This is a genomic window from Streptomyces sp. SAS_281 (assembly GCF_052542855.1).
The window spans coordinates 66,829-89,989 of record NZ_JBMNDO010000009.1 but is presented as its reverse complement, the minus strand read 5'-3'; the positions used below and the strand labels follow the sequence as shown (position 1 = coordinate 89,989).

The 23,161-nt window shown below is 71.4% G+C and carries 23 protein-coding genes; 9 read left to right on the top strand and 14 right to left on the bottom strand.

The window, feature by feature from the left end; translation table 11 throughout:
* Positions 1-5: 5 nt before the first annotated feature.
* The 3 genes from pta to pyk all read left to right on the top strand — a co-directional run bounded on the left by pta (position 6) and on the right by pyk (position 4,830).
* Positions 6-2,078 (top strand): phosphate acetyltransferase, encoded by a 2,073-nt coding sequence (gene pta, locus ACN6LM_RS05955; RefSeq protein ID WP_445064196.1) that lies wholly within the window; start codon positions 6-8, stop codon positions 2,076-2,078.
* 5 nt (positions 2,079-2,083) lie between these two features.
* Entirely contained in the window at positions 2,084-3,325 is a 1,242-nt protein-coding gene (locus ACN6LM_RS05950; RefSeq protein WP_445064195.1) for an acetate kinase, read from the top strand.
* Between the two features lie 74 nt (positions 3,326-3,399).
* Positions 3,400-4,830 carry a pyruvate kinase gene (gene pyk, locus ACN6LM_RS05945; RefSeq protein ID WP_164398542.1) on the top strand — a complete coding sequence of 477 codons (1,431 nt, stop codon included), beginning with the start codon at positions 3,400-3,402 and terminating at the stop codon, positions 4,828-4,830.
* 55 nt (positions 4,831-4,885) lie between these two features.
* On the opposite strand, the gene ACN6LM_RS05940 is transcribed toward pyk, so the two are convergent.
* The 6 genes from ACN6LM_RS05940 to ACN6LM_RS05915 form a co-directional block, all read right to left on the bottom strand.
* The gene (locus ACN6LM_RS05940) at positions 4,886-5,650 is read right to left on the bottom strand and encodes a hypothetical protein (protein WP_445064194.1); all 765 of its coding nucleotides are present in this window, start codon (positions 5,648-5,650) and stop codon (positions 4,886-4,888) included.
* On the bottom strand, positions 5,634-6,590 hold the full coding sequence (locus tag ACN6LM_RS05935) for a hypothetical protein (protein WP_445064205.1): 957 nt from the start codon (positions 6,588-6,590) through the stop codon (positions 5,634-5,636). Before ACN6LM_RS05935 ends, ACN6LM_RS05940 begins: the two co-directional genes overlap by 17 nt.
* Positions 6,591-6,681: 91 nt before the next feature.
* Entirely contained in the window at positions 6,682-7,995 is a 1,314-nt protein-coding gene (locus ACN6LM_RS05930) for a hypothetical protein (RefSeq protein WP_445064193.1), read from the bottom strand.
* Positions 7,985-8,548: a DUF6114 domain-containing protein gene (locus ACN6LM_RS05925; protein ID WP_445064192.1), complete on the bottom strand. Its 564-nt coding sequence runs from the start codon at positions 8,546-8,548 to the stop codon at positions 7,985-7,987. The genes ACN6LM_RS05930 and ACN6LM_RS05925 overlap by 11 nt, the downstream gene beginning before the upstream one ends.
* Before the next feature lie 96 nt (positions 8,549-8,644).
* Entirely contained in the window at positions 8,645-9,316 is a 672-nt protein-coding gene (locus ACN6LM_RS05920) for a DUF6230 family protein (protein WP_445064191.1), read from the bottom strand.
* A gap of 627 nt (positions 9,317-9,943) precedes the next feature.
* Positions 9,944-10,915, bottom strand: coding sequence for a tetratricopeptide repeat protein (locus ACN6LM_RS05915; protein WP_445064190.1), 972 nt, complete (start codon positions 10,913-10,915; stop codon positions 9,944-9,946).
* A 319-nt stretch (positions 10,916-11,234) separates the two neighbouring features.
* Here ACN6LM_RS05915 and ACN6LM_RS05910 point away from each other — a divergent pair, with 319 nt between their 5' ends.
* Positions 11,235-11,894 carry a TetR/AcrR family transcriptional regulator gene (locus tag ACN6LM_RS05910; protein ID WP_164400279.1) on the top strand — a complete coding sequence of 220 codons (660 nt, stop codon included), beginning with the start codon at positions 11,235-11,237 and terminating at the stop codon, positions 11,892-11,894.
* Here the strand turns inward: ACN6LM_RS05910 and ACN6LM_RS05905 are convergent.
* The 4 genes from ACN6LM_RS05905 to ACN6LM_RS05890 all read right to left on the bottom strand — a co-directional run bounded on the left by ACN6LM_RS05905 (position 11,870) and on the right by ACN6LM_RS05890 (position 15,989).
* A complete protein-coding gene (locus ACN6LM_RS05905) occupies positions 11,870-13,570 on the bottom strand; it encodes an acyl-CoA mutase large subunit family protein (protein WP_445064189.1) in 1,701 nt (566 codons plus the stop codon). The genes ACN6LM_RS05910 and ACN6LM_RS05905 overlap by 25 nt on opposite strands.
* 82 nt (positions 13,571-13,652) lie before the next feature.
* The gene (locus ACN6LM_RS05900; RefSeq protein ID WP_445064188.1) at positions 13,653-13,988 is read right to left on the bottom strand and encodes a DUF3817 domain-containing protein; all 336 of its coding nucleotides are present in this window, start codon (positions 13,986-13,988) and stop codon (positions 13,653-13,655) included.
* Between the two features lie 65 nt (positions 13,989-14,053).
* On the bottom strand, positions 14,054-14,563 hold the full coding sequence (locus ACN6LM_RS05895) for a MarR family winged helix-turn-helix transcriptional regulator (RefSeq protein WP_026171455.1): 510 nt from the start codon (positions 14,561-14,563) through the stop codon (positions 14,054-14,056).
* 10 nt (positions 14,564-14,573) lie between these two features.
* The gene (locus ACN6LM_RS05890) at positions 14,574-15,989 is read right to left on the bottom strand and encodes an MFS transporter (RefSeq protein WP_445064187.1); all 1,416 of its coding nucleotides are present in this window, start codon (positions 15,987-15,989) and stop codon (positions 14,574-14,576) included.
* 73 nt (positions 15,990-16,062) lie between these two features.
* On the opposite strand from ACN6LM_RS05890, the gene ACN6LM_RS05885 reads away from it, so the two are divergent.
* The gene (locus tag ACN6LM_RS05885; protein WP_445064186.1) at positions 16,063-17,046 is read left to right on the top strand and encodes a DUF5937 family protein; all 984 of its coding nucleotides are present in this window, start codon (positions 16,063-16,065) and stop codon (positions 17,044-17,046) included.
* A gap of 46 nt (positions 17,047-17,092) precedes the next feature.
* Here the strand turns inward: ACN6LM_RS05885 and ACN6LM_RS05880 are convergent, their stop codons facing one another.
* Together ACN6LM_RS05880 and ACN6LM_RS05875 are read right to left on the bottom strand one after the other, a co-directional pair.
* Positions 17,093-17,386 (bottom strand): MTH1187 family thiamine-binding protein, encoded by a 294-nt coding sequence (locus tag ACN6LM_RS05880; protein WP_143619700.1) that lies wholly within the window; start codon positions 17,384-17,386, stop codon positions 17,093-17,095.
* Complete coding sequence (locus tag ACN6LM_RS05875) at positions 17,383-17,733, bottom strand: DUF3817 domain-containing protein (RefSeq protein WP_445064185.1); 351 nt, start codon at positions 17,731-17,733, stop codon at positions 17,383-17,385. The genes ACN6LM_RS05880 and ACN6LM_RS05875 overlap by 4 nt, the downstream gene beginning before the upstream one ends.
* Before the next feature lie 257 nt (positions 17,734-17,990).
* Here ACN6LM_RS05875 and ACN6LM_RS05870 point away from each other — a divergent pair, with 257 nt between their 5' ends.
* The 4 genes from ACN6LM_RS05870 (at position 17,991) to ACN6LM_RS05855 (ending at position 20,631) form a co-directional block, all read left to right on the top strand.
* Complete coding sequence (locus tag ACN6LM_RS05870; protein WP_445064204.1) at positions 17,991-18,623, top strand: AIM24 family protein; 633 nt, start codon at positions 17,991-17,993, stop codon at positions 18,621-18,623.
* Positions 18,623-19,273, top strand: a complete 651-nt coding sequence (locus ACN6LM_RS05865; protein ID WP_445064184.1) for an AIM24 family protein — start codon at positions 18,623-18,625, stop codon at positions 19,271-19,273. Before ACN6LM_RS05870 ends, ACN6LM_RS05865 begins: the two co-directional genes overlap by 1 nt.
* Positions 19,270-20,034: an AIM24 family protein gene (locus tag ACN6LM_RS05860; RefSeq protein WP_445064183.1), complete on the top strand. Its 765-nt coding sequence runs from the start codon at positions 19,270-19,272 to the stop codon at positions 20,032-20,034. Before ACN6LM_RS05865 ends, ACN6LM_RS05860 begins: the two co-directional genes overlap by 4 nt.
* A gap of 129 nt (positions 20,035-20,163) precedes the next feature.
* Entirely contained in the window at positions 20,164-20,631 is a 468-nt protein-coding gene (locus tag ACN6LM_RS05855; RefSeq protein ID WP_445064182.1) for a MarR family winged helix-turn-helix transcriptional regulator, read from the top strand.
* 233 nt (positions 20,632-20,864) lie between these two features.
* On the opposite strand, the gene meaB is transcribed toward ACN6LM_RS05855, so the two are convergent.
* Together meaB and ACN6LM_RS05845 are read right to left on the bottom strand one after the other, a co-directional pair.
* Positions 20,865-21,824: a methylmalonyl Co-A mutase-associated GTPase MeaB gene (gene meaB, locus ACN6LM_RS05850; RefSeq protein WP_445064181.1), complete on the bottom strand. Its 960-nt coding sequence runs from the start codon at positions 21,822-21,824 to the stop codon at positions 20,865-20,867.
* 40 nt (positions 21,825-21,864) lie between these two features.
* On the bottom strand, positions 21,865-23,067 hold the full coding sequence (locus ACN6LM_RS05845; RefSeq protein WP_445064180.1) for an acetyl-CoA C-acetyltransferase: 1,203 nt from the start codon (positions 23,065-23,067) through the stop codon (positions 21,865-21,867).
* Positions 23,068-23,161 lie beyond the last annotated feature (94 nt).

Sequence of the window (23,161 nt, the reverse complement as noted above, 5' to 3'; positions counted from 1 at the left end):
CACGCGTGACGCGCAGCGTGTACGTGACCGGGATCGACCGGGGGGACGGCCGCCAGGTCGTGGACCTGGGCGTCATGGAGCTGCTGACCCGACAGGTGGACCGGGTCGGGGTGTTCCGCCCCCTGGTGCACGACGACCCCGACCGGCTGTTCGAACTGCTGCGGGCCCGCTACCGGCTCTCCCAGGACCCGGGCACGGTCTACGGGATGGACTATCACGAGGCGTCCGCGATCCAGGCCGAGCAGGGCACCGACGAACTCGTCTCCCGGCTGGTCGAGCGCTTCCACCGGGTCGCCGTCGACTACGAGGTGGTGCTCGTCCTCGGCACCGACTTCGCCGCGACCCAGCTCCCCGACGAGCTGGCGCTCAACGCCCGGCTGGCCAACGAGTTCGGCGCCTCGGTGATCGCGGTCGTCGGCGGCAAGGACCAGAACGCGGAGTCGGTGCGCGCCGAGACCCGCAACGCGTACCGGGCGTACTCGGGGCTCGGCTGCGACGTGCTCGCGATGATCGTGAACCGGGTGGCCCCCGCCGACCGGGACGTCGTCGCGGAACGCCTCACCGCCACCCTGCCCGTCCCCTGCTCGGTGCTGCCGGACGAGCCGGCCCTCGCGGCGCCGACGGTCGCCCAGATCACCGCGGCCCTGGGCGGCACGGTGCTCCTGGGCGACGACTCGGGGCTCGCCCGGGACGCGCTGGACTTCGTCTTCGGCGGCGCGATGCTGCCGAACCTGCTGAAGGCGCTGACCCCGGGGTGCATGGTGGTGACGCCCGGGGACCGCGCGGACCTGGTGATCGGCTCGCTCGCCGCGCACAGCGCCGGGACACCGCCGATCGCCGGGGTGCTGCTGACCCTGGACGAGCGGCCGGGCGAGGAGATACTCACGCTGGCCGCGCGGCTCGCACCGGGCACCCCGGTCGTCTCGGTGGCCGGAGGCTCCTTCCCCACCGCCGCGGAGCTCTTCGCCCTGGAGGGCAGGCTCAACGCGGCGACCCCGCGCAAGGCGGAGACCGCGCTCGGCCTCTTCGAGCGCCACGTCGACACCGCCGCCCTCCTCGACCGGGTCTCGGTCGCCCGCAGCGGCCGGGTCACGCCGATGATGTTCGAGCACGAGCTGCTGGAGCAGGCGCGCGCGGACCGGCGCCGGGTGGTGCTGCCGGAGGGCACCGAGGAGCGCGTGCTGCGCGCGGCGGACGTGCTGATGCGCCGGGACGTCTGCGACCTCACGCTGCTCGGCGACCCGGACGTCATCCGCAAGAAGGCCGCCGATCTCGGCATCGACCTGGCCGGGACCCAGCTCATCGACCCGCAGACCTCGGAGCTGCGGAAGCCGTTCGCCGAGCGGTACGCACAGCTGCGGGCGCACCGCGGGGTGACGGTCGAGCTGGCGTACGACGTGGTCTCGGACGTCAACTACTTCGGCACCCTGATGGTCCAGGAGGGGCTGGCCGACGGGATGGTCTCCGGGGCGGTGCACTCCACGGCGGCGACGATCCGGCCCGCCTTCGAGATCATCAAGACCAAGCCGGATGCCTCCATCGTGTCCTCGGTCTTCTTCATGTGCCTCGCCGACCGGGTGCTGGTGTACGGCGACTGCGCGGTCAACCCGGACCCGGACGCCGAGCAGCTCGCGGACATCGCCGTCCAGTCCGCCGCCACGGCCGCCCGCTTCGGCGTCGAACCCCGGATCGCGATGCTGTCGTACTCCACCGGGACCTCGGGCACCGGCGCCGACGTCGACAAGGTGCGCGAGGCGACGGACCGGGTGCGCGGGAGCCGCCCGGACCTGAGGATCGAGGGACCCATCCAGTACGACGCGGCGGTCGAGCCGAGCGTGGCCGCGACCAAGCTGCCGGGCTCCGAGGTGGCCGGGCAGGCGACGGTCCTGATCTTCCCGGACCTGAACACCGGCAACAACACGTACAAGGCCGTGCAGCGCTCGGCGGGCGCGGTGGCGGTCGGCCCGGTCCTCCAGGGGCTGCGCAAGCCGGTGAACGACCTGTCCCGGGGCGCGCTGGTGCAGGACATCGTCAACACCGTGGCCATCACGGCGATCCAGGCCCAGGGCGAGGAGTGACCCGCATGACCACCCCCAACACCGAAGACGCGACGGCGGCCGGGAAGCCGAACCGGGTGCTCGTCCTCAACTCCGGCTCGTCCTCCGTGAAGTACCAGCTGCTCGACATGGCCGACCGCTCCCGGCTGGCGTCCGGTCTGGTCGAGCGGATCGGCGAGGAGACCTCGCGGCTCGTCCACACCCCGCTGGCCGGGGGCGGCGGGCCCCGCGAGCGCGAGGGCCGGATCGCCGACCACGACGAGGCGCTGAGGGCGGCGGCCGAGGAGCTGGCGGCTGACGGGCTCGGCCTGGACTCCCCCGGTCTCGCGGCGATCGGGCACCGGGTGGTGCACGGCGGGCTGCGGTTCACCGAGCCGACCGTGATCACCGACGACGTGCTCAAGGAGATCGAGCGCCTGGTCCCCGTGGCCCCGCTGCACAACCCGGCCAACATCACGGGCATCCGCACCGCCCAGGCGCTGCGCCCGGACCTGCCGCAGGTGGCGGTGTTCGACACGGCGTTCCACACGACGATGCCGGAGTACGCGGCGCGGTACGCGATCGACGTGGAGACGGCCGACGCCCACCGCATCCGCCGCTACGGTTTCCACGGCACCTCGCACGCGTACGTCTCGCGCAGGGCGGCCGAGCTGCTGGGCAAGGAGCCGTCGGAGGTCAACGTCATCGTGCTGCACCTGGGCAACGGGGCGTCCGCCTCGGCGGTCGCGGGCGGGCGGTGCGTGGAGACGTCGATGGGGCTGACCCCCTTGGAGGGGCTGGTGATGGGTACCCGCTCCGGTGACATCGATCCGGCCGTCACCTTCCATCTGAAAAGGGTGGCGGGGATGTCGGCGGACGAGATCGACGTCCTGCTCAACAAGAAGAGCGGCCTGGTGGGGCTGTGCGGTGACAACGACATGCGGGAGATCCGGCGCCGGGTGGACGAGGGCGACGAGCGCGCGGCGCTCGCCTTCGACATCTACGTCCACCGGCTGAAGAAGTACATCGGCGCCTATTCGGCGGTCCTCGGCCGGGTGGACGCCGTGGTGTTCACGGCGGGGGTCGGCGAGAACTCCGCCCCGGTGCGGGAGGCTGCGATCGCCGGCCTGGAGGAGATGGGCCTCGCGGTGGACGCGGATCTCAACGCCGTACGGTCCGGCGTACCCCGGCTGATCTCGCCGGATTACGCGCGGGTCGCTGTCGCCGTGGTGCCGACCGACGAGGAGCTGGAGATCGCCACCCAGACCTTCGCACTGGTCGACAACTGAGCGGGCCTCCGCCCTTTTGTATCTTCCACCAGCCGGAATATTCCGCAGCGAAACAAACCGATAGGATCCGCCTCATGCGCCGTTCCAAAATCGTCTGCACCCTCGGCCCCGCCGTCGACTCCCACGAGCAGCTCGTCGCTCTGATCGAGGCCGGCATGAGCGTGGCCCGTTTCAACTTCAGTCACGGCTCCCACGCGGAACACCAGGGTCGTTACGACCGGGTCCGCAAGGCCGCCGCCGAGACCGGGCGGGCGGTCGGCGTGCTCGCCGACCTCCAGGGCCCGAAGATCCGTCTGGCGAAGTTCGCCGAGGGTCCGGTCGAGCTGGTCCGCGGGGACGAGTTCGTCATCACCGCCGAGGACGTCCCCGGGGACAAGTCGATCTGCGGCACGACCTACAAGGGTCTGCCCGGTGACGTCGCCAAGGGCGACCCGATCCTGATCAACGACGGCAACGTCGAGCTGAAGGTCGTCTCCGTCGAGGGCCCCCGGGTCCACACCATCGTCATCGAGGGCGGGGTGATCTCGGACCACAAGGGGATCAACCTGCCGGGTGCCGCGGTCAACGTCCCGGCCCTGTCCGAGAAGGACGTCGAGGACCTGCGCTTCGCCCTGCGGATGGGCTGCGACCTCGTCGCGCTCTCCTTCGTCCGCGACGCCAACGACATCAAGGACGTCCACAAGGTGATGGACGAGGAGGGCCGCCGGGTCCCCGTCATCGCCAAGGTGGAGAAGCCGCAGGCCGTCGAGCACATGGAGGGCATCGTCATGGCGTTCGACGGTGTGATGGTCGCCCGTGGCGACCTCGCCGTCGAATATCCGCTGGAGAAGGTCCCGATGGTGCAGAAGCGCCTGGTGGAGCTGTGCCGGCGCAACGCCAAGCCGGTGGTCGTGGCGACCCAGATGATGGAGTCGATGATCACCAACTCCCGTCCGACCCGCGCCGAGGCGTCCGACGTCGCCAACGCGATCCTGGACGGCGCGGACGCGGTCATGCTCTCCGCGGAGTCCTCGGTCGGCGCGTACCCGATCGAGACCGTCAAGACCATGTCGAAGATCGTCGTCGCCGCCGAGGAGGAGCTGCTCTCCAAGGGCCTCCAGCCGCTGGTGCCGGGCAAGAAGCCCCGCACCCAGGGCGGTTCGGTGGCCCGCGCGGCCTGCGAGATCGCGGACTTCCTGGGCGGCGAGGCCCTGGTCGCCTTCACCAAGTCCGGTGACACCGCCCGCCGTCTGTCCCGCTATCGCGCGGCCCAGCCGATCCTGGCCTTCACCACGGACGAGTCCACCCGCAACCAGCTGGCCCTCAGCTGGGGCGTCGAGGCCCATGTCGTCCCGCACGTGGACACCACGGACGCGATGGTCGACCTGGTCGACTCGGAGCTGCTGAAGCTCGGCCGCTACAACGAGGGCGACACGATGGTCATCACGGCCGGCTCGCCCCCCGGCGTCCCCGGCACCACCAACATGGTCCGCGTCCACCACGTGGGCGGCCAGGACCAGGGCTGACGCCCGGCATGACCACGGTGCCCCCGGTTCTCACGAACCGGGGGCACCGCCCTTTTCAGACCGGCGGCAGCAGATCGCTCGCGCTGACGGTGCAGTCCAGCGCGGGGTACACGAAGTCCGCCTCCTCGTTCTCGCGGCGCCGCAGCCCGTAGAACTCACGCCCCCGCGCCTCGTCCGCGAGCGTGAGCGGTACGCCCTGCGGGAGGTACGGGATGCCGTCGCGGAAGCGGACGACGGTCTTCGAGGTCCGGAACGTGATGCCCAGCCACTCGTTGTCCCCGGCCCCGCCCGCCGGGTCCGCGAGGATCCGGTGCCTCAGGCGCCGGTTCGCCGCCACGGAGAAGGCGACCACGCCGTTGTGGACGAGCGGGATCTCCAGCGTCCCGGCGTCCGGCCGCTCCTTCGACTCGAAGACCAGCTTCCGGCGCGGGTCCGCCCCCGGGTCCCGGTAGCAGGAGAAGACCGCGATGAACGTGCCATCGGCCAGGTCGAGCGCCTGGTCGCAGTGGCGGCCCATCGTCGTGTACGCGCTGGAGTAGCGCTCGGCCAGCGCGTTGTCGAAGGCGGCCGGGAGCCCCGCCCGCTCCCGCACCTCCCGGGCCAGCCGTGCGTGTACGTCCCGGAAGCGCAGCGCGGGACGCGCGTACCGCGTGGTCGTCCGTACGAGCGGCACGCCGCCGTCCGCGTCCGGCCCGGTGAGTACGGCGCCCTTCCGGCCCTTCCCGACGTCCTCCATGGGCGTCGCGGCACACAGCTCCGCGAAGCGGTCCGTCTCCGCCGGCAGCGAGCACCGGACGATGTCCTCAGAACCGGGGAGCACGGTAGTCCCCCGCGTTCATGCTGAAGCGGAACCGGTCGCCGTACTCGATGAACGACGTGGACCGGTTCTCCTCGGCGTACAGCGCGCGCAGCTCCGCCATGCCCTCCTCGGTGGGCCGCTCCAGCTCCACCGGCCCCGCGGCGCCCTTGAGGTACGTACGGCCGTCCCGGTGCACGGCCTCGGTGCTCGAACAGCGCACCACGTATCCCAGGCGGGTCGGCAGGTACTCGGCGTTCAGCGTGGAGGGCCGGACCTCGTGCGTGTACAGGCGGTTGGTGGACAGCGGCATGAGGAAGACGGAGCCGGGGTGGAGCGTCAGCGTGAACTGCGCGGGCCGGTCCTCGCGTTCGGCGGCCGGGTCCTTGAGCCGGAAGCGCAGCCGGGTGAGCGCGCTGGCCCGCCCCACGCCGTAGTCGTAGGGGTCGTCGGCCATGGGGCTCAGCCCGTCGAGCCGGTCGTAGAACGTGCAGAAGGCCATGATGCCGTTGCGGGGCATGTCCTTGGTCTTGTCCGCGTGCGACGAGATCCGGGCCTTGGTCTGCTTGCGCTCCGCGGTGGCGCGGGTGTTGTGGTACGTCTGCGCCAGCACGTGGTTCAGCGGCGCGTGGTCCCGGAAGACGGCGGCCGCCTCCCGGTTCAGCGCGTCGACGATCTCCGTGTCGGTGGCGCGGAAGTTCTCGGTCGGGCCGGAGAGGTTCGTGGAACACCGGAGCAGCCGGAAGTGCAGCGCGTCCCCTGCACGGGTGACGGGCGTGAGGTAGACCCCGGTGCGGTGGGCCGTCCCGGCCTTGGTGGACTCCGTCAGCGACTGGAACGCGTGCTCGGCACGGATGCGCCGGAAGTGGTCCTCGCCCGCCTCGAAGAAGCGCGGGTGATAGACCCCGCCGCCGAGCCCGCCCCCCGCCTCGGCACGCGCTTCCCCCGGCTGTGTCGCGTACAACGAACTCACGTGTCCCCCGCGGACGTCGACGAGCATGGCAACGGCCCGCACCCCGTGGGGCGGCGGGCCGTTGCCATGCTACCGAGGCGCCTCAGGCGCCGTCCTCGGTGAGGTAGTTGTGCAGTCCCGGGACGGTCAGCGTGCCGCCGAACTGGCCGGCCTGGGTGACCTTCACCTTGGTGAAGAACGCGAACGGGACGTTCAGCGGGGGCGGGGTCTCCGGGCTGAAGGTGATCGGGATGAGGCCGAAGAGGTTGCCCTTCAGCTCCTCCGTGTACATCGTCACCGTGCCGTTGCGGATCGTGGAGGTGGAGCCCTTCCGCGCCTGCACGTGGCCCGTGGTGCCCGGCATCGGGCCGGTCGTCAGCTGGTGCAGGTCCTTGATGTCGATCGAGGACGCGGTGAACTTCAGCACCTTCTTCGTGGCGCCGTCGCCCGTCCGCACCTCCACGATGCCCTTGTAGTCGAGCCCGTTCAGGGTGAGCAGCGAGCTCTCCAGGATCCACGGGTCGGTGGGCAGGTTCGGGATGCCCGGCTCCAGCTTCGCGTTGGCCAGGGCCTCCGGGTCCGCGGTGGGGCACGGGAACGGCTCCTTGGCGCCGTCCGGGATGTCCTCGTCCTTCTTGGCGTCGGTGCCCTTGACGTCCTCGTCCAGCTCCTCGACCGTCCGGCCCGCCTTGCCGGCCGCCTCGCGGATGACGTCGGCGGTCTTGTCGGCCGTGTCCTTCGCCCCGTCGGTGGCCTTCGTCCCCGCGGTCTCGTCCTTGGAGTCCTCGGTGGCGGACGCGGACGGCTTCGGGGACGCCGTGGTGGGGCTCGGGGACGGGCTCGCCGTCTCCTTGTCGGGGCCGTCGAAGAGGTCCTTGAGCGCGTCGCCGAGGCCCAGCGGGTCGAGCGGGTTCGTCGTCTTCGTGGGCGACGGCGTGGCGGCCGGGGTCTCGGCCGGGGCGGCGTCGGTGCTCTTCTTCGCGGTCTCGGTGCTCTGGTCCGCGGTGTCGGTGCCCTTGTCCGCGGTGTCGTCCGCCGGACCCGTGGCCGTGGGCTTCGGGGTCGCCCCGTCGCTCGTCCCCGGCGTCGGCTTCGCGCTCTCGCTCGTGGAGGGGGACGGCGTCTTCGAAGCGGAGGGCGTCGGGTCCGCCGACTCGCTCGGCTCGTCGGAGCGCGTGACGCAGGGGCCGGGCGCGAACGGGATGTCCGTGGTGTCGTCGGCCATCGCCAGCCGGGGCGTAAGACCCATCCCGACGAAGACCGCCGTCGGCATCGCGGCGAGCGCGAACGCCTTCTTGCCCGCGGGCATGTGGAGCTTCGTCAGCAGCGACTTCCTGGGGGCGGCGTGGCGGGGGCCTCTGCGTTCCCGGGTCCCGCTCTCGTCCGCGCCGTTCACCTGCTCGTCGTCACCCCGCACGGTGCCTCCCGCCCTCGACCGTGGTGTCGTACGGGGCCTGCTGCTCGGGAACACCGGCCCCGTGGAACGCGCCCTCGGGGAGCGGCTCGTCCTTCGCGAACGAAACGGTCTCCGGGGCCTCCTCGGCGGCGGGTACGGGCTCCGCCTCCGGGCGGGCCTCGCCCGGGGCCCAGGACACGGAGAGCGCGCCGCCGAGCAGGGCGAAGATGAAGCCGATGAGGAAGCCGCCGATGTTGGCGACGGGTATGGAGATGAGGGCCAGCAGAATCGCCGCGACACCGGCGAACACGCGGACGATGCTGTGGAACCACATCGTCAGGCCCAGCGTGACGAGCAGGACACCGATGATCAGCGAACCGGCACCGGCCGTGGTGGACATCGCCAGCGTCACGTTGCCGAGGTGCATGTTCGCGTACGGGAAGTACATGATGGGCACGCCGCCCAGCATGGTGAACAGTCCGGCCCAGAACGGCCGGTCACCCCGCCAGGTGCGGAAGCCTCGCCGGGCGACGGAGAGGTAGTGCTCGTTCTGCCCTTGGGATTCGGGGCTCATGGAAAACAGCTCCCTGGGAACCGGTACTGCTGTGAGAAAGAGAAGGGTGGGCGGTCGAGGGCTCGTTGCGCACCCCCGGCCGCCCGGGCTAGTGCCCTAGTAGCACTCGTCGACGCCCTTGGACAGCGACAGGTGCAGACCCGGCAGCTTGAACGTTCCTGCCGTGGTGGCCCACGCCCTCTGCTTGACGTTCTTCAGGTTGGCGTGCTCGGCGCGCTGTGCGAAGCCGTTCGGGTTGACCTTCGTCTCGGTCCCGGGCTGGATGCCCGGACCCTTGAGGTCGCCCGCGCGCACACCGATGTCGATGTTCCTGAACTCGGCGTCGGCGTCGAGGTCCGAGACGTCGAGGTAGAGGCCGGTCGCGTGGACCAGCTTCTCCTCGCGCTCGTCACCCGTGGCCTTCCCCGGGTCGCCCGCCTTGAGCTTCAGCGTGATGCTGCCCAGCCCGAACGGCAGGTTGGGCGTGACGACCGACTGGCACATCTTCGTGATCTTGGCGCTGCTGAACCCGGAGACGGCAACGGCGTGCGCCTTGCCCTCCTTCGTGGCTACGGCGCCGTCCTCGGTCGCGATGCTGCCGTACTGGACGAAGTTGTCACCGTCCAGCTCCTCGGCCGTGACCTTGAACTCCTGGCCCGACACGCTGAAGGACGCGGCGAGCGCGCCCTGGGCCAGACCGACGCCGACGGCGGCGGTGGCTATGACGCTCGGCACCATGACGACAGCGAAACGCTTCCATCTCGTGCCACCGCGAACCTGGGAACTCATACTTTTCCTCCTTCTCGGACGTACATCTCCGGTCAGGCATCCTGCCCGACCTGGGATGGGAGAAGTGCTACGTCCTCGGAAAGGAGAGCGCCCGGATACGGAGGCTGTACCGCGTCCGCATCACCGGCGATCACCCCCGAGCGACAACCACTGGTCACGCGTGTGCGCGACCTGATCGGACAGGCCCTGCCGGCCGGCAGGAACCCCCCTGTCCGGAGCCGGCGCCACTGCCGCCGGCCCGCTCGGTGGGGACCCAAAGGAGCCGCCGCTCCCGACTGGCAGCCGGACTGGCGTTATTGGACCGAGCGTGGCCGATCGTGGTCCATTCCCGGCCGGGACACAAGGGGGTTCGTTACTCGCTGGTAACGCCCCCATAACCGGGCCACGACCTGCTGGCACCGAGCGGCCACACAGGGTGGCCCCGGACCAACGGACGAAAGGGAGGAAGAGCGAGCGAAACGGGATGGATCGCAAAGATCGATTTACTGCGAGTAACAGGGCGTGCTTTTATCAAGATTTGGTAAAGCAGGGCCCGCTCTTATCGCCTGATCGCGAAAACGGCCGCGGCGCCATGAGGACGCCGCGGCCGTGTTGTCAGTTCAGAACAACCGGATCGGACAGACCGGATCAGAACAGGACGCGCGCGAGCGCGGTGCGCGCCGCACCGACCCTCGGGTCCTCCGGGCCGATCACCTCGAAGAGGTCGAGCAGCCGCAGCCGCACCCGGTCGCGGTCCTCGCCGAACGTCCGGCGCACGGTCTCGACCAACCGCCCGAAGGCGTCCTCGACATGGCCCCCGACGAGGTCGAGGTCGGCCGCCGCCATCTGCGCGTCCGCGTCGGCCGGCTTCTCCGCCGCCTCCGTGCGCACCTTCTGCGGGTCGGTCGCCTGGACCCGGCCCAGCAGCTCGGCCTGGGCGAGGCCCAGCTTCGCCTCGCTGTTGGCCGGGTCGTCGGCCAGCACGTTCTTGTACGCCTGGACGGCGCCCGCGAAGTCACTGGCGTCGAGCGCCCGCGCGGCCGCCTCCAGGAGCGAGTCGTACGGGCCGGGCGGAACCGGGGCCGCCGCCTGCGGCTCACCGGCCGCCGAGGGGTCGACCGCGATACCGGTCAGGCCGAAGCGCTCCTCGCCGACCTGGATCAGCTGGTCCAGGGTCTGCCGGATCTGGGCCTCGGGGGCCGCCCCCTGGAAGAGCGGCAGCGCCTGTCCGGCGACGACCGCGAAGACCGCGGGGATGCCCTGGATGCCGAACTGCTGCATCAGCATCTGGTTGGCGTCGACATCGACCTTGGCCAGCAGGAAGCGGCCGTTGTACTCATGGGCCAGGCGCTCCAGGAGCGGGCCCAGCTGCTTGCACGGCTCGCACCACTCGGCCCAGAAGTCGATGACGACGGGCACTTCGGCGGAGCGCTGGAGGACGTCGTTCTCGAAGCCCGCCTCGTTGACGTCGATCACGAGGGAGGACGCGGGGACGGCCGCGGGGCCGCCCTGACGCGCGGACTCGGCGCGCGCCTGCTCCGCCTTCGCCTTGGCCTCTCCGGCCGCCTTCACCGCGGCGAGGTCGACGACGCCGCTCATGGACATGTTTCTGGGCTGCATGCGTACATCCTCCCCCTTCGGTGCGCCGTTCCGGAAAGCGATACGGGAAACCGCGCCCGTCCGCGACCCCCGCCGGTGTGCGGGGTGGACGGACAGACACGGCCGCAGGGTCCCTGAAAGACCCGGTTCGGCGCCCGGTCCCCACCCGGCGCCTGTGGCTGTCGTTCGTTCGTGGCGTCCACGACGGTCCGGACCGTCGCCTTACGCTACGACCCGTAGCGTAACTGGCCACGCCCCCTGGCGCACAAGAGTGTTCGGTGATCTGTCTCACGGCTTCCGAGGCCGGTCGGATTTACCTACTGACGGGTATGGTCGCCGCATGCTCAGCCGCAGCCACCCCAAACCCGCACGATCGGGACGCCCGCGCAGCGCCGAGGCCGACGAGGCGATTCTGGAGGCGACCAGAGCCTCGCTCGTGGACCTCGGGTGGTCGAAGCTGACCATGGGGGACGTGGCGACGCGGGCCGGAGTCGCCAAGACGACCCTGTACCGGCGCTGGGCGGGCAAGAACGAGCTGGTCGTGGACGCGGTCGCGGTCCTCTTCGACGAGCTGGAGATGCCGGACCTGGGCAGCCTGGCCGCCGATGTCGAGGCGGTCGTGCTCCAGTTCGCGGCGCTGCTCGACCGGCCGGAGACCCGGACCGCGCTGATGGCGGTGGTCGCCGAGTCCACGCGGGACGAGGCGCTGCGGGCCCGGATCCGCGACTCGATCGTCAACCGGCAGAAGCGGCTCGTGCTCCAGGGGCGGCGGCGGGCGCAGGAGCGCGGCGAGCTGCCCGTGGAGCCGGACGAGGCCACGGCGGACCTGACGGCGGACCTGATCTTCGATGTGATCGCCGGTGCGGTGGTGCACCGGACACTGGTGAGCGCCGAGCCCGTCGATGCCGACTGGGCCCGGCGCTTCACCCTGCTGCTGCTGGCGGGGCTGGGCGCGGCCGCCGGACAGCCGGTGCGTCAGAAGCCCGCGGGCTCCGTGTAGACGCCCCACTCGTCGCGCAGGACGCCGCAGATCTCGCCGAGGGTCGCCTCCGCGCGGACCGCGTCGAGCATCGGCGCGATCATGTTGGAGCCGTCGCGGGCGGCGGCCAGCATCGCGTCCAGGGCGCTCCTGACCCGGGCGTCGTCGCGGGCCTCCTTGCGGCCGGCGAGGACGCGGACCTGCTCGCGCTCGACCTCGTGGCTGACGCGCAGGATCTCCAGGTCGCCGGTGACCGAGCCGTGCGCCACGTTGACGCCGACGACCTTCTTCTCGCCCTTCTCCAGGGCCTGCTGGTAGCGGAACGCGGACTCCGCGATCTCGCCGGTGAACCAGCCGTCCTCGATGCCGCGCAGGATGCCGGAGGTGATCGGGCCGACCGGGTGCCGGCCGTCGGGGTGGGCGCGGGTGCCGCGCTCCTTGATCTGCTCGAAGATCTTCTCTGCGTCGGCCTCGATGCGGTCGGTGAGCTGCTCCACGTACCAGGAACCGCCCAGCGGGTCGGCCACGTTGGCGACGCCGGTCTCTTCCATCAGGACCTGCTGGGTGCGCAGCGCGATCTCGGCGGCCTGCTCGGAGGGGAGCGCCAGGGTCTCGTCGAGGGCGTTGGTGTGCAGCGAGTTGGTACCGCCGAGGACGGCGGACAGGGCCTCCACCGCGGTGCGTACGACGTTGTTGTACGGCTGCTGCGCGGTGAGGGAGACCCCGGCGGTCTGGGTGTGGAAGCGCAGCCACTGCGCCTTGTCGGTCTTCGCGCCGTACGTCTCCTTCATCCAGCGGGCCCAGATGCGGCGGGCGGCGCGGAACTTGGCGATCTCCTCGAAGAAGTCGAGGTGCGCGTCGAAGAAGAAGGACAGGCCGGGCGCGAAGGTGTCGACGTCGAGCCCGCGCGAGAGGCCGAGCTCCACGTAGCCGAAGCCGTCGGCGAGGGTGTACGCCAGCTCCTGCGCGGCCGTCGCCCCGGCCTCGCGGATGTGGTAGCCGGAGACGGAGAGCGGCTTGTACGCGGGGATGGAGCTCGCGCAGTGCTCCATCAGGTCGCCGATGAGGCGCAGATGGGGCTCGGGCTGGAACAGCCACTCCTTCTGCGCGATGTACTCCTTGAAGATGTCCGTCTGGAGCGTGCCGTTGAGGACGGCCGGGTCGACGCCCTGGCGCTCCGCGGCGACCAGGTACATGCAGAAGACCGGGACGGCCGGGCCGCTGATCGTCATCGACGTCGTGACGTCACCGAGCGGGATGTCCTGGAACAGGACCTCCATGTCGGCGGCGGAGTCGATGGCGACACCGCAGTGGCCGACCTCGCCGAGGGCGCGCGGGTCGTCGGAGTCGCGGCCCATCAGGGTCGGCATGTCGAAGGCCACGCTGAGTCCGCCGCCGCCGGCGGCCAGGATCATCTTGTAGCGCTCGTTCGTCTGCTCGGCGTTGCCGAAGCCGGCGAACTGGCGGATGGTCCAGGTGCGGCCCCGGTAGCCGGTCGGGTGGAGCCCCCGGGTGAAGGGGTACTCGCCGGGCCAGCCGATCCGCTCGAAGCCCTCGTACGCGTCCCCGGGGCGGGGGCCGTAGACCGGCTCCACCGGATCCCCGGACAGCGTGGTGAAGTCCGCGTCACGCTTGCGGGCCTTGTCGTAACGGGCCTGCCAGCGGCGGCGGCCTTCCTCGATCGCGTCAGCGTCCATGCCGTCCAATTTACTAGGACGTCCTAGTAAATGTCGATGACAAACCGCCCGGTGCTTCGCGCGGGGCGGTTCGGAGGTCTGCTCAGGCGTTCGCGGGGGCCGCCGGCGCCGGGCCCGCGAGCAGCGGCTCGACCTCGCGGACGACCTTGCGCTCCACGAAGAACGCGGCCGTCGGGATCGTGCCCGCGATCAGCACCCAGAGCAGCTTGCCCATCGGCCACTTCGCCTTGGAGCCCAGGTCGAAGGCGAAGATCAGGTAGATGATGTACAGCACGCCGTGGACCTGGGAGACGACGAGCGTCAGACCCTCGCCCTTGTCGAAACCGTATTTGAAGATCATGCACACGCAGAGGATCAGCAACATGACGGCGGTGACGTAAGCCATCACCCGGTATCGGGTCAGCACACTGCGTTTCATGCCAACGAGCGTAACCGGACGTCCGGGGCGATCTTGCAGCGGGCCGGGCACCGGAACCGCGCCTCTCAGATCTCCTCGAAGTCCTGCGCGGCGATGCGCAGCGGCCGCAGCAGAGCGAAGATCTCGGCGCACTCCTCGGCGTCGTACACCCCGAGTCCGAACTCCATCGCGACCAGGTCCCGGGTGGCCGACTCCACGACCTCGCGCCCCTTGTCCGTGATCGAGGCCAGCGTGCCCCGCCCGTCGTTGGGGTTCGGGCGCTTGTCGACCAGGCCGGAGCGCACCAGCCGGTCCACCGTGTTCGTCACGGACGTCGGGTGGACCATCAGCCGCTCGCCGATCTTGGACATCGGCAGCTCGCCCGCCTTGGAGAAGGTGAGCAGCACCAGCGCCTCGTACCGCGCAAAGGTCAGTCCGTACGGCTTGACCACCGCGTCGACCTCGGCGAGCAGGATCTGCTGCGCCCGCATGATCGAGGTGATCGCTCCCATGGACGGGACCGGGCCCCAGCGCTGCTGCCAGAGCTCGTCGGCGCGGGCGATGGGATCGAAGGGGAGACTGAGCGGCTTCGGCACGGCCACGACCTTACCCATGGGGAACTTGGCGGTCCTCCCCGTCTCGCACTTCGGTCCGGGCCTCGCCCCCGGGTGCGGTCGCGCGGACCTCGACGGCGAGAGCGAGCAGGCAGAGCGTGCCGAGGACGGCCGCCCCGGCGACGACCCGGTGCACCGGGAAGAACTCGGCCGCCAGCCCGGTGAGCGCCATCCCGACCCCCTGGAGCGTCATGAGCCCGGCGGTGAGCAGGGTCATCGCCCGCCCGCGCAGCTCCTCCGGGACGGCCGCCACGAACCACTGGTCCAGGCCGATGACGTACGCGGAGGAGGCACCGGTCACCACGAGCGCGGCGGCCGCCCCCGCGACGCCCGGCGTCAGCGCGTACACCGCGAGCGGCAGCAGACCCGCGGCGGCCAGCGGCAGCACGATCCGCTCGCGGGTGCGCGGTTGGAGCGCGGAGCCCGCGTACAGCTCGGAGGCGATGTGACCGACGGGCATCGCGCACATCAGCAGCCCGAGCGCGGCCGGCCCGACGCCGATCTCGTCCGCGTACGGCGCGGCGACCGCCTCCGGGGCGACGACGAACATCGGCGGCAGCCAGAACAGCAGCAGCAGCGCCCGGACGCGGCGGTGGCCGAGGACCAGCCGGGCACCGGACAGGGACTCCCGCAGCAGCGAGGAACCGCCACCGTCCCTCGCACGGGCGGGGCGGTCGCGGGTGCCGAGGCGCAGCAGCGCGGCCGAGCAGAGGAAGGTGGCGACGGTGGTCGTGATCGCGCCGCGCGGGGAGACCACGGTCAGCAGCATCCCGCCGACACCGAAACCGGCGAGCAGCGACCCCTGCGAGACGATCCGCAGCAGCGAGCGCCCCAGCACGAACAGCTCGCCCTCGCCGAGGATGTCGGTGAGCGCGGCCATCCGCGTCCCGGTGAAGACCGGCGAGACGGCGGCGACCAGGCAGCGCAGCACCAGCAGCCCGGCGACCGGGGTGCCCGGCACCACCATCACGGCGACGCAGACCGCGCAGACCAGATCGCAGGTGACCAGGACCCGGCGGGCCGGGTAGCGGTCGGCGATGCCGGCGAGCAGGGTCCCGCCGACGAGGTACGGGAGCATGCCGAGCGCGAAGGTGAGGGCGCTGAGCAGGGGCGACGAGGTGAGGTCGTAGACGAGGACGGTGAGCGCGAGTTCGCTGACGATCACGCCGAGCAGCGAGAGCAGGTGCGCGGCGAAGACCGCGCGGAACTCGCGTACGGCGAAGACGGCGCCGTAGCCGCGGGGGCCCGTCCCAGGAGCCCGCTCCCGGGGCGCGGCCGGTCCGCTCGGGTCAGGGGGGCCGGCGCGCTCCGGGGGCGGGGCCGGGAGAGGGACCGGTCCGGCGGTGGCGGGGTCCGGGGTGTCGGGGGTGGGGCGGCCCGCCCGGGGATCGGTGGTGTCTCTCGGCATGGGCCAAGCCTGTGGGACCGGCCGCCGGGACCGTAGACTTTCGGTCCCAGCCGAATCTTCCCGGGGTGCGCCCGTGTCCTCCCAGTTGCATTTCGACGGGAGCGACCTGCTGCGCTGCCGCTTCGCCCTCTCGCCGCTCTGGGAGACGCAGGCCGCCGTAAGGGTGCTGGCGCGGCCGGAACAGCAGGGCTACCACCTGCCGTGGCTGCGCCGGATCCGGGACGCGGCGGCCGGGCTCGAACTGGAGCCGCTGTGGCTGCTGATGCCGGACGGCGGGCACTGTCCGGACTTCTTCTCGCCGCCGCCCGTGGGGCCGCTCGCCTCGTTCGAGGAGGAGATCGCGGCGGTGCGGGCGGTCGAGCCGGAGCTGGTCCGCCAGGACATCGCGGCCTCGCTGCGGAACCGGCCCGGGGCGCTGGGCTCGCCGGCCGGGCAGGCGCTGCTGGCCGACCCGGCGCGGAGCCTGCGGGAGCTGGCGGACCTGCTGGAGCGGGCCTGGGAGGTGCTGGTCGCGCCGCACTGGCCCCGGCTGCGCGCACTCCTGGAGGCGGATGTGGCGTACCACTCGCGGCGGCTGGCGGCGGTCGGTTTCGAGCGGCTGCTCGGCGAGCTGAGCCCCCGGCTGCGCTGGTCGGGCTCCACGCTGACCATCACCGACACGAAGAGCCCGCACTCCCGGGTGCTGGGCGGCCAGGGGCTGGTGCTGATGCCGTCCGTGTTCGTCTGGCCGGCCACGATCGGCGGGTTCGAGGCCCCCTGGCTGCCGGCCGTCGTCTACCCGGCGCGCGGCATCGGGGGCCTGTGGACGGAACCGGGCACGAGCGCCCCGGAGGCGCTGGCGCGGCTGCTCGGGCGGGCGCGGGCGGACGTCCTGTGCGCGCTGGACGAGCCGGCGGGGACGAGTGCGCTCGCGCACCGGCTGGGCCTGGCGCCGTCGTCGGTGTCGGAGCACCTGTCGGTGCTGCGGGCTGCGGGGCTGCTGACCTCCCGCCGCTACGGGCACCAGGTGCTGTACGAGCGGACGCCGCTGGGGATCGCGCTCGCGGTGCCGGAATGAGGAGAGCCCCCGCCGGGACCGGCAGGGGCTCGTCGGAGGCGCGGGGTCACTCCGCGAGGTACCGCTCGACGGTCTCCACCTTGGAGGTGAGCCCGTCGGTGACCCCGGGGCGGATGTCCGCCTTCAGGACCAGGGAGACCCGCCCGGCCCGCGCCTCGACGGCGGCCACGGCACGCTTCACCACGTCCATGACCTCGTCCCACTCCCCCTCGACGGAGGTGAACATGGCGTCCGTGCGGTTGGGCAGGCCGGACTCGCGGACGACCCGGACGGCGTCGGCGACGTACTCGCCGACGTCCTCGCCCACCCCGAGCGGGCTGACGGAGAAGGCGACGATCATGCGCTGACCGTGCCTTCGCGGCGGGCCCGGGCGGCGATGACGCTGTCCGCCTCGTAGCGCTTGAGCACCTTGTCGCCGTACAGACCGCCGAACGGCAGCACGCACAGCAGGAAGAAGAACGCGACGCGCTTCAGCGGCCACTTGGTCTTCGCCCACACGTCGAGCAGCAGGACGACGTAGATCACGAAGAGCACGCCGTGCAGCATGCCCAGCGGCATCATCAGGTAGTCGATGCCGGAGACCCGGCTCAGCACCGAGCCGAAGAGGATCAGCGCCGGGAAGGACAGCGCCTCGGGAATCGAGATGAGGCGCAGCCGGTGCAGGGCGGTGGCGGTCTTGATGTCCACGGGGGCACCTTCGGTGGGAGGGGCGTGACAGCTTGTGAACGCACGCACAAGCGGCACCCATTGTGACATCGCGGGCGGGCCCGCCCGGCAGGGGGTCCGGCGGGGAGCGGTACGCGCCCGCGGGGTTCCGTACGACATACGTCCCGATCGCGTCCGCGTCCCGTACCGGATGCGTATCAGGGGCGGTCACGGGCGCCCGATGGCACGACTGCCCCTGTTCCGGCGGCGGTGGCTGCGGCTATTTTCGCAGGGTGGCAATGTTCCGGCTCCAGGGAAGCAAGACGCTCGCCGTCGATCTGGCAGGCGATGCCGTCAAGGCGAAGAACGGCTCGATGGTCGCGTACGAGGGCCAGATGGCGTTCAAGAAGATGACGGGCGGCGGTGAGGGACTGCGCGGGATGGTGACCCGCAGGCTGACCGGTGAGTCGATGGCCGTGATGCAGGTCACCGGACAGGGCACCTGCTACTTCGCGGACCGGGCGAGCGAGATCAACCTCGTCTCGCTGCACGGCGACAAGCTGTACGTCGAGGCGAGCAATCTGCTCTGCACGGACGCGGGGCTGCGCACCGGCACCACGTTCACCGGGCTGCGCGGCGGGGCGACGGGCAACGGCCTGTTCACCACCACCGTGGAGGGGACCGGCCAGGCGGCGATCATGTCGGACGGCACGGCCGTGGTGCTGCGGGTCTCCCCCCAGTACCCGCTGTTCGTCGACCCGGGCGCGTACATCGCCCACCAGGGCAGCCTCCAGCAGCACTTCCAGTCCGGGGTGAACTTCCGGACGCTGATGGGCGAGGGCTCCGGCGAGTCCTTCCAGATCCGTTTCGAGGGCGACGGCCTCGTCTACGTGCAGCCCAGCGAGCGGAACACGATCGGGGGCAACGTCTGATGCCGTTCCGTGAGATCAACTCGAAGATGGTCGAGGCGACGGTGATCCCCGGCCAGAAGATGTTCAGCCAGCGCGGGGCGATGCTCGCGTACCGGGGTGAGGTGGCGTTCACACCGAACATCCAGGGCGGGCAGGGCGGCATGATGTCGATGATCGGCCGCCGGCTGGCGAACGAGGCGACCCCGCTGATGACGGTCGAGGGCAACGGCACGGTGATGTTCGGCCACGGCGGCCACCACATCCACGTGATCAACCTCTCCGGGGACACCCTCTACGTGGAGGCGGACCGGCTGCTCGCCTTCGACGGGACGCTCCAGCAGGGCACGATGTTCATGGGCTCGCAGGGCGGGGTGATGGGCATGGTGCGCGGCCAGGTGACCGGGCAGGGCCTGTTCACCACGACGCTCCAGGGGCACGGCGCGGTGGCCGTGATGGCGCACGGCGGGGTGATCGAGCTGCCGATCACCCCGGGGCGCGACGTGCACGTCGACCCGCAGGCGTACGTCGCCCACCACGGCGATGTGCGCAACAAGCTCTCCACCGCGCTCGGCTGGCGCGAGATGGTGGGACGCGGCTCGGGCGAGGGCTTCCAGCTGGAGCTGAGCGGCAGTGGTGCGGTGTACGTCCAGGCGTCGGAGGAGAAGCTGTGAACGGGCCCGTGGTCTTCGACCCGATGACGCTGCCGGCGGACGACAACGTCAACGCGTACACCTTCTGCGTGGAGCTCAAGGGGAGCCAGTGGTTCCTCCAGAAGGGCAAGATGATCGCCTACTACGGGCAGATCAACTTCGACGGCATCGGGCACGGCCGCTTCGAGCGGCTGGTCCGGTCGAGCTTCCACTCGCCGCTGCACGCGAGCGACTGGGTGGTGGCCGAGGGCAGCGGCAAGATGCTGCTCGCCGACCGGGCGTTCGACGTGAACTCCTTCGACCTGGACGACGGGAACCTGACGATCCGGTCCGGCAACCTGCTCGCGTACCAGCCGTCGCTGGCGCTGAAGCAGTCGATCGTGCCCGGCTTCCTGACGCTGATCGGCACGGGCAAGTTCGTCGCCGCGTCCAACGGTCCGGTGGTCTTCATGGAGCCCCCGCTGCGGGTGGACCCGCAGGCGCTGGTCGGCTGGGCGGACTGCCCGTCCCCCTGCCACCACTACGACCACGGCTACATGACCGGCCTCCTGGGCGGGCTGCGCGGGCTGACCGGGATCGGCGGCGCCTCGGGCGAGGAGCACCAGTTCGAGTTCGTCGGCGCCGGCACGGTGCTGCTCCAGTCCTCCGAGGCGCTGATGGCCGAACAGCCTTCCGGGGCGGTGCCGCAGCAGGCGGGGGTGCCGGGTGGCGGTGCCCGGCCGGGCCAGACACCCCGGGCACCGGGTCAGCTGGGGGACCTCCAGCGTCGCTTCGGTTTGTGAGCGGTAGTCTGCGGAGTGTGACGTCGAACGTCTGCGCCCCGGTGCGGTCCGCCCACGCGGACGGTGCGGTGCCGGGTGTCACACCCTCACACTTCGTCCGGCTTTCAACTTCTTAGGTAGAATCCATACATGGAGACCGAGACGGCCACCCGCTGGCTGAGCGATGCAGAGCAGTGCACCTGGCGCACCCACCTGGACGTCAGCAGGCTGCTGACCTACCAGCTGGAAAAGGACCTCCAGCCGTTCGGGCTGACCATGAACGACTACGAGATCCTCGTCAACCTCTCGGAGTCCGAGGACCGGCGGATGCGGATGAGCGACCTCGCGGGCGCGACCCTGCAGTCCAAGAGCCGGCTCTCGCACCAGATCACCCGCATGGAGAGCGCGGGTCTCGTCCGCCGGGAGAACTGCGAGTCGGACCGGCGGGGGTTGTACGCGGTGCTGACGGAGGACGGCGCGGACACGATGCGGCGGGTGGCGCCGCATCATGTGGCGTCCGTGCGGCGGCACTTCATGGATCTGCTGTCCACGGAGGCGCTGGCGGAGTTGCGGGCGGCGTTGACGCCGGTGGCGGAGCACCTGCGGGGGCAGCGGTAGGGATGCGGTGGGAGGGGCGGCGCGCGTGCGTCGCGCCCGCGGCGGTCCTGTTCCCCGCCCCTCCCCTCCCCTGAACCGGCGCGCCGCCCCGGACCCCGCGCCTCAAACGCCGGCGGGGCTGCATGTCGCTCCTGCCGCCGCGGATCCGTGACCGGACCCCGCTCCTCAATCGCCGGAGGGGCTTGATCGTGACCGCAGCGGTGCGAGCGCGGCCCGCGCGCCGGGAGAGACCCTCAGCCCTCGCCCGTCAGCCCCGCCACCAGCTCGTCGGCCGCCGCGTACGGGTCGAGGCGGCCGGCCACGATGCGTTCGGCGAGGGCGTCCAGGCGGCGGTCGCCGTGCAGGGTGCCGATGCGTTCGCGGAGGCGGGTGACCGCGATCGCCTCGACCTCGCGGGCGGCGCGGGCCGCCCTCCGTTCGCCGAGGACGCCGCGCTCCTCCATCCACGCCCGGTGCTTCTCCAGGGCCTCGACCACCTCGTCGACGCCCTCGCCCCGGGCGGCGACCGTCTTCACGATCGGCGGCCGCCAGTCGCCGGGGCCCCGGGACTCCCCGAGGCCCAGCATGTGGTTGAGCTCGCGGGCGGTGGCGTCGGCGCCGTCCCGGTCCGCCTTGTTCACGACGTAGACGTCGCCGATCTCCAGGATCCCCGCCTTCGCGGCCTGGATGCCGTCACCCATGCCGGGGGCGAGGAGGACGACCGAGGTGTCGGCCTGCGAGGCGATCTCCACCTCGGACTGGCCGACGCCCACCGTCTCCACCAGGATCACGTCGAAGCCCGACGCGTCCAGCACCCGGATCGCCTGCGGGGCCGCCCAGGCGAGGCCGCCGAGGTGGCCGCGGGTCGCCATGGAGCGGATGTAGACGCCCGGGTCGGACGCGTGGTCCGACATCCGGACCCGGTCGCCGAGCAGCGCCCCGCCGGAGAACGGCGAGGACGGGTCGACGGCGAGCACCGCGACCCGCCTGCCCTGCTTCCGGTACGCGGAGACGAGCGCCGACGTCGACGTGGACTTGCCGACGCCGGGCGAACCGGTCAGGCCGACCACGTACGCGTTGCCCGCCAGCGGCGCCAGGGCCGCCATCACCTCGCGCAGCTGCGGCGAGGCACCCTCCACCAGGGAGATGAGCCGGGCCACCGCCCGCGGTCCGCCCGCGCGGGCCTGCTCCACCAGGGTGGGGACGTCCACCATCACCGCTCCGCTCCGCTCGCCGCTTCTTTCCCGTACCGCTCTACTTGCCCGGCACGCGCAGGATCAGCGCGTCGCCCTGGCCGCCGCCGCCGCACAGCGCCGCCGCACCGGTGCCGCCGCCGCGCCGCTTGAGCTCCAGCGCCAGGTGCAGCACCACGCGGGCGCCGGACATGCCGATGGGGTGGCCGAGCGCGATGGCGCCGCCGTTGACGTTGACCTTGTCCGAGGTGACGCCGAGGTCCTTCATGGACTGGACGGCGACGGCCGCGAAGGCCTCGTTGATCTCGATGAGGTCCAGGTCCTCGACGCCGATGCCCTCCTTCTTCAGGGCGTGCCGGATGGCGTTGGACGGCTGCGACTGGAGCGAGTTGTCCGGGCCCGCCACATTGCCGTGGGCGCCGATCTCGGCGATCCACTCCAGGCCCAGCTCCTCAGCCTTGGCCTTGCTCATGACGACGACCGCGGCGGCGCCGTCGGAGATCTGCGAGGAGGTGCCCGCGGTGATCGTGCCGTCCTTGGCGAAGGCCGGGCGCAGCTTGCCCAGGGACTCCACCGTGGTCTCGGGGCGGATGCCCTCGTCCTTGGCGAAGAGGACCGGGTCGCCCTTGCGCTGCGGGATCTCCACCGGAGTGATCTCGGCCTCGAACAGGCCGTTCTTCTGGGCGGCGGCGGCGCGCTGGTGGGACTGGGCGCCGATCTCGTCCTGCGCGGCGCGGTCGAGGCCGAGGCGGGTGTTGTGCTTCTCGGTGGACTCGCCCATCGGGATGCTCTCGTAGGCGTCGGTGAGACCGTCGTACGCCATGGAGTCCAGCATCTCGATCGCGCCGTACTTGTGGCCCTCGCGGGACTTCGGGAGCAGGTGCGGGGCGTTCGTCATGGACTCCTGGCCGCCGGCCACGACGACGTCGAACTCACCGGCGCGGATGAGCTGGTCGGCCAGGGCGATGGCGTCGAGCCCGGAGAGGCACACCTTGTTGACGGTGAGCGCGGGGACGTTCATCGGGATGCCGGCCTTGACCGCGGCCTGGCGGGCGGGGATCTGGCCCGCGCCGGCCTGGAGCACCTGGCCCATGATCACGTACTCGACCTGGTCGCCGCCGATGCCGGCCCGGTCCAGCGCCGCCTTGATGGCGAAGCCGCCGAGGTCGGCCGCCGAGAAGCTCTTCAGGGAGCCGAGGAGCCGGCCCATGGGCGTCCGGGCGCCCGCGACGATCACGGAGGTGGTTCCGGTCGTTCCTGACATGAGGCACAGCCCCTTGGGTTGGATGTGAACGAGGGTTTACTTGAATGTACTGAGCGGTACCGCCCGCGTCATCCGGCAGCGGGTGTGATCGCGC

What these genes read in the sequence shown, in the direction of transcription:
- ACN6LM_RS05855 (WP_445064182.1), top strand. Translation starts at nt 20,164, where the DNA reads ATGGAGACCGAGACGGCCACCCGCTGGCTGAGCGATGCAGAGCAGTGC.
- pyk (WP_164398542.1), top strand. Translation starts at nt 3,400, where the DNA reads ATGCGCCGTTCCAAAATCGTCTGCACCCTCGGCCCCGCCGTCGACTCC.
- ACN6LM_RS05865 (WP_445064184.1), top strand. Translation starts at nt 18,623, where the DNA reads ATGCCGTTCCGTGAGATCAACTCGAAGATGGTCGAGGCGACGGTGATC.
- ACN6LM_RS05920 (WP_445064191.1), bottom strand. Translation starts at nt 9,316, where the DNA reads ATGAGTTCCCAGGTTCGCGGTGGCACGAGATGGAAGCGTTTCGCTGTC.
- ACN6LM_RS05950 (WP_445064195.1), top strand. Translation starts at nt 2,084, where the DNA reads ATGACCACCCCCAACACCGAAGACGCGACGGCGGCCGGGAAGCCGAAC.
- ACN6LM_RS05890 (WP_445064187.1), bottom strand. Translation starts at nt 15,989, where the DNA reads ATGCCGAGAGACACCACCGATCCCCGGGCGGGCCGCCCCACCCCCGAC.
- ACN6LM_RS05880 (WP_143619700.1), bottom strand. Translation starts at nt 17,386, where the DNA reads ATGATCGTCGCCTTCTCCGTCAGCCCGCTCGGGGTGGGCGAGGACGTC.
- ACN6LM_RS05915 (WP_445064190.1), bottom strand. Translation starts at nt 10,915, where the DNA reads ATGCAGCCCAGAAACATGTCCATGAGCGGCGTCGTCGACCTCGCCGCG.
- ACN6LM_RS05910 (WP_164400279.1), top strand. Translation starts at nt 11,235, where the DNA reads ATGCTCAGCCGCAGCCACCCCAAACCCGCACGATCGGGACGCCCGCGC.
- ACN6LM_RS05845 (WP_445064180.1), bottom strand. Translation starts at nt 23,067, where the DNA reads ATGTCAGGAACGACCGGAACCACCTCCGTGATCGTCGCGGGCGCCCGG.
- meaB (WP_445064181.1), bottom strand. Translation starts at nt 21,824, where the DNA reads ATGGTGGACGTCCCCACCCTGGTGGAGCAGGCCCGCGCGGGCGGACCG.
- ACN6LM_RS05925 (WP_445064192.1), bottom strand. Translation starts at nt 8,548, where the DNA reads ATGAGCCCCGAATCCCAAGGGCAGAACGAGCACTACCTCTCCGTCGCC.
- ACN6LM_RS05905 (WP_445064189.1), bottom strand. Translation starts at nt 13,570, where the DNA reads ATGGACGCTGACGCGATCGAGGAAGGCCGCCGCCGCTGGCAGGCCCGT.
- ACN6LM_RS05900 (WP_445064188.1), bottom strand. Translation starts at nt 13,988, where the DNA reads ATGAAACGCAGTGTGCTGACCCGATACCGGGTGATGGCTTACGTCACC.
- ACN6LM_RS05870 (WP_445064204.1), top strand. Translation starts at nt 17,991, where the DNA reads ATGTTCCGGCTCCAGGGAAGCAAGACGCTCGCCGTCGATCTGGCAGGC.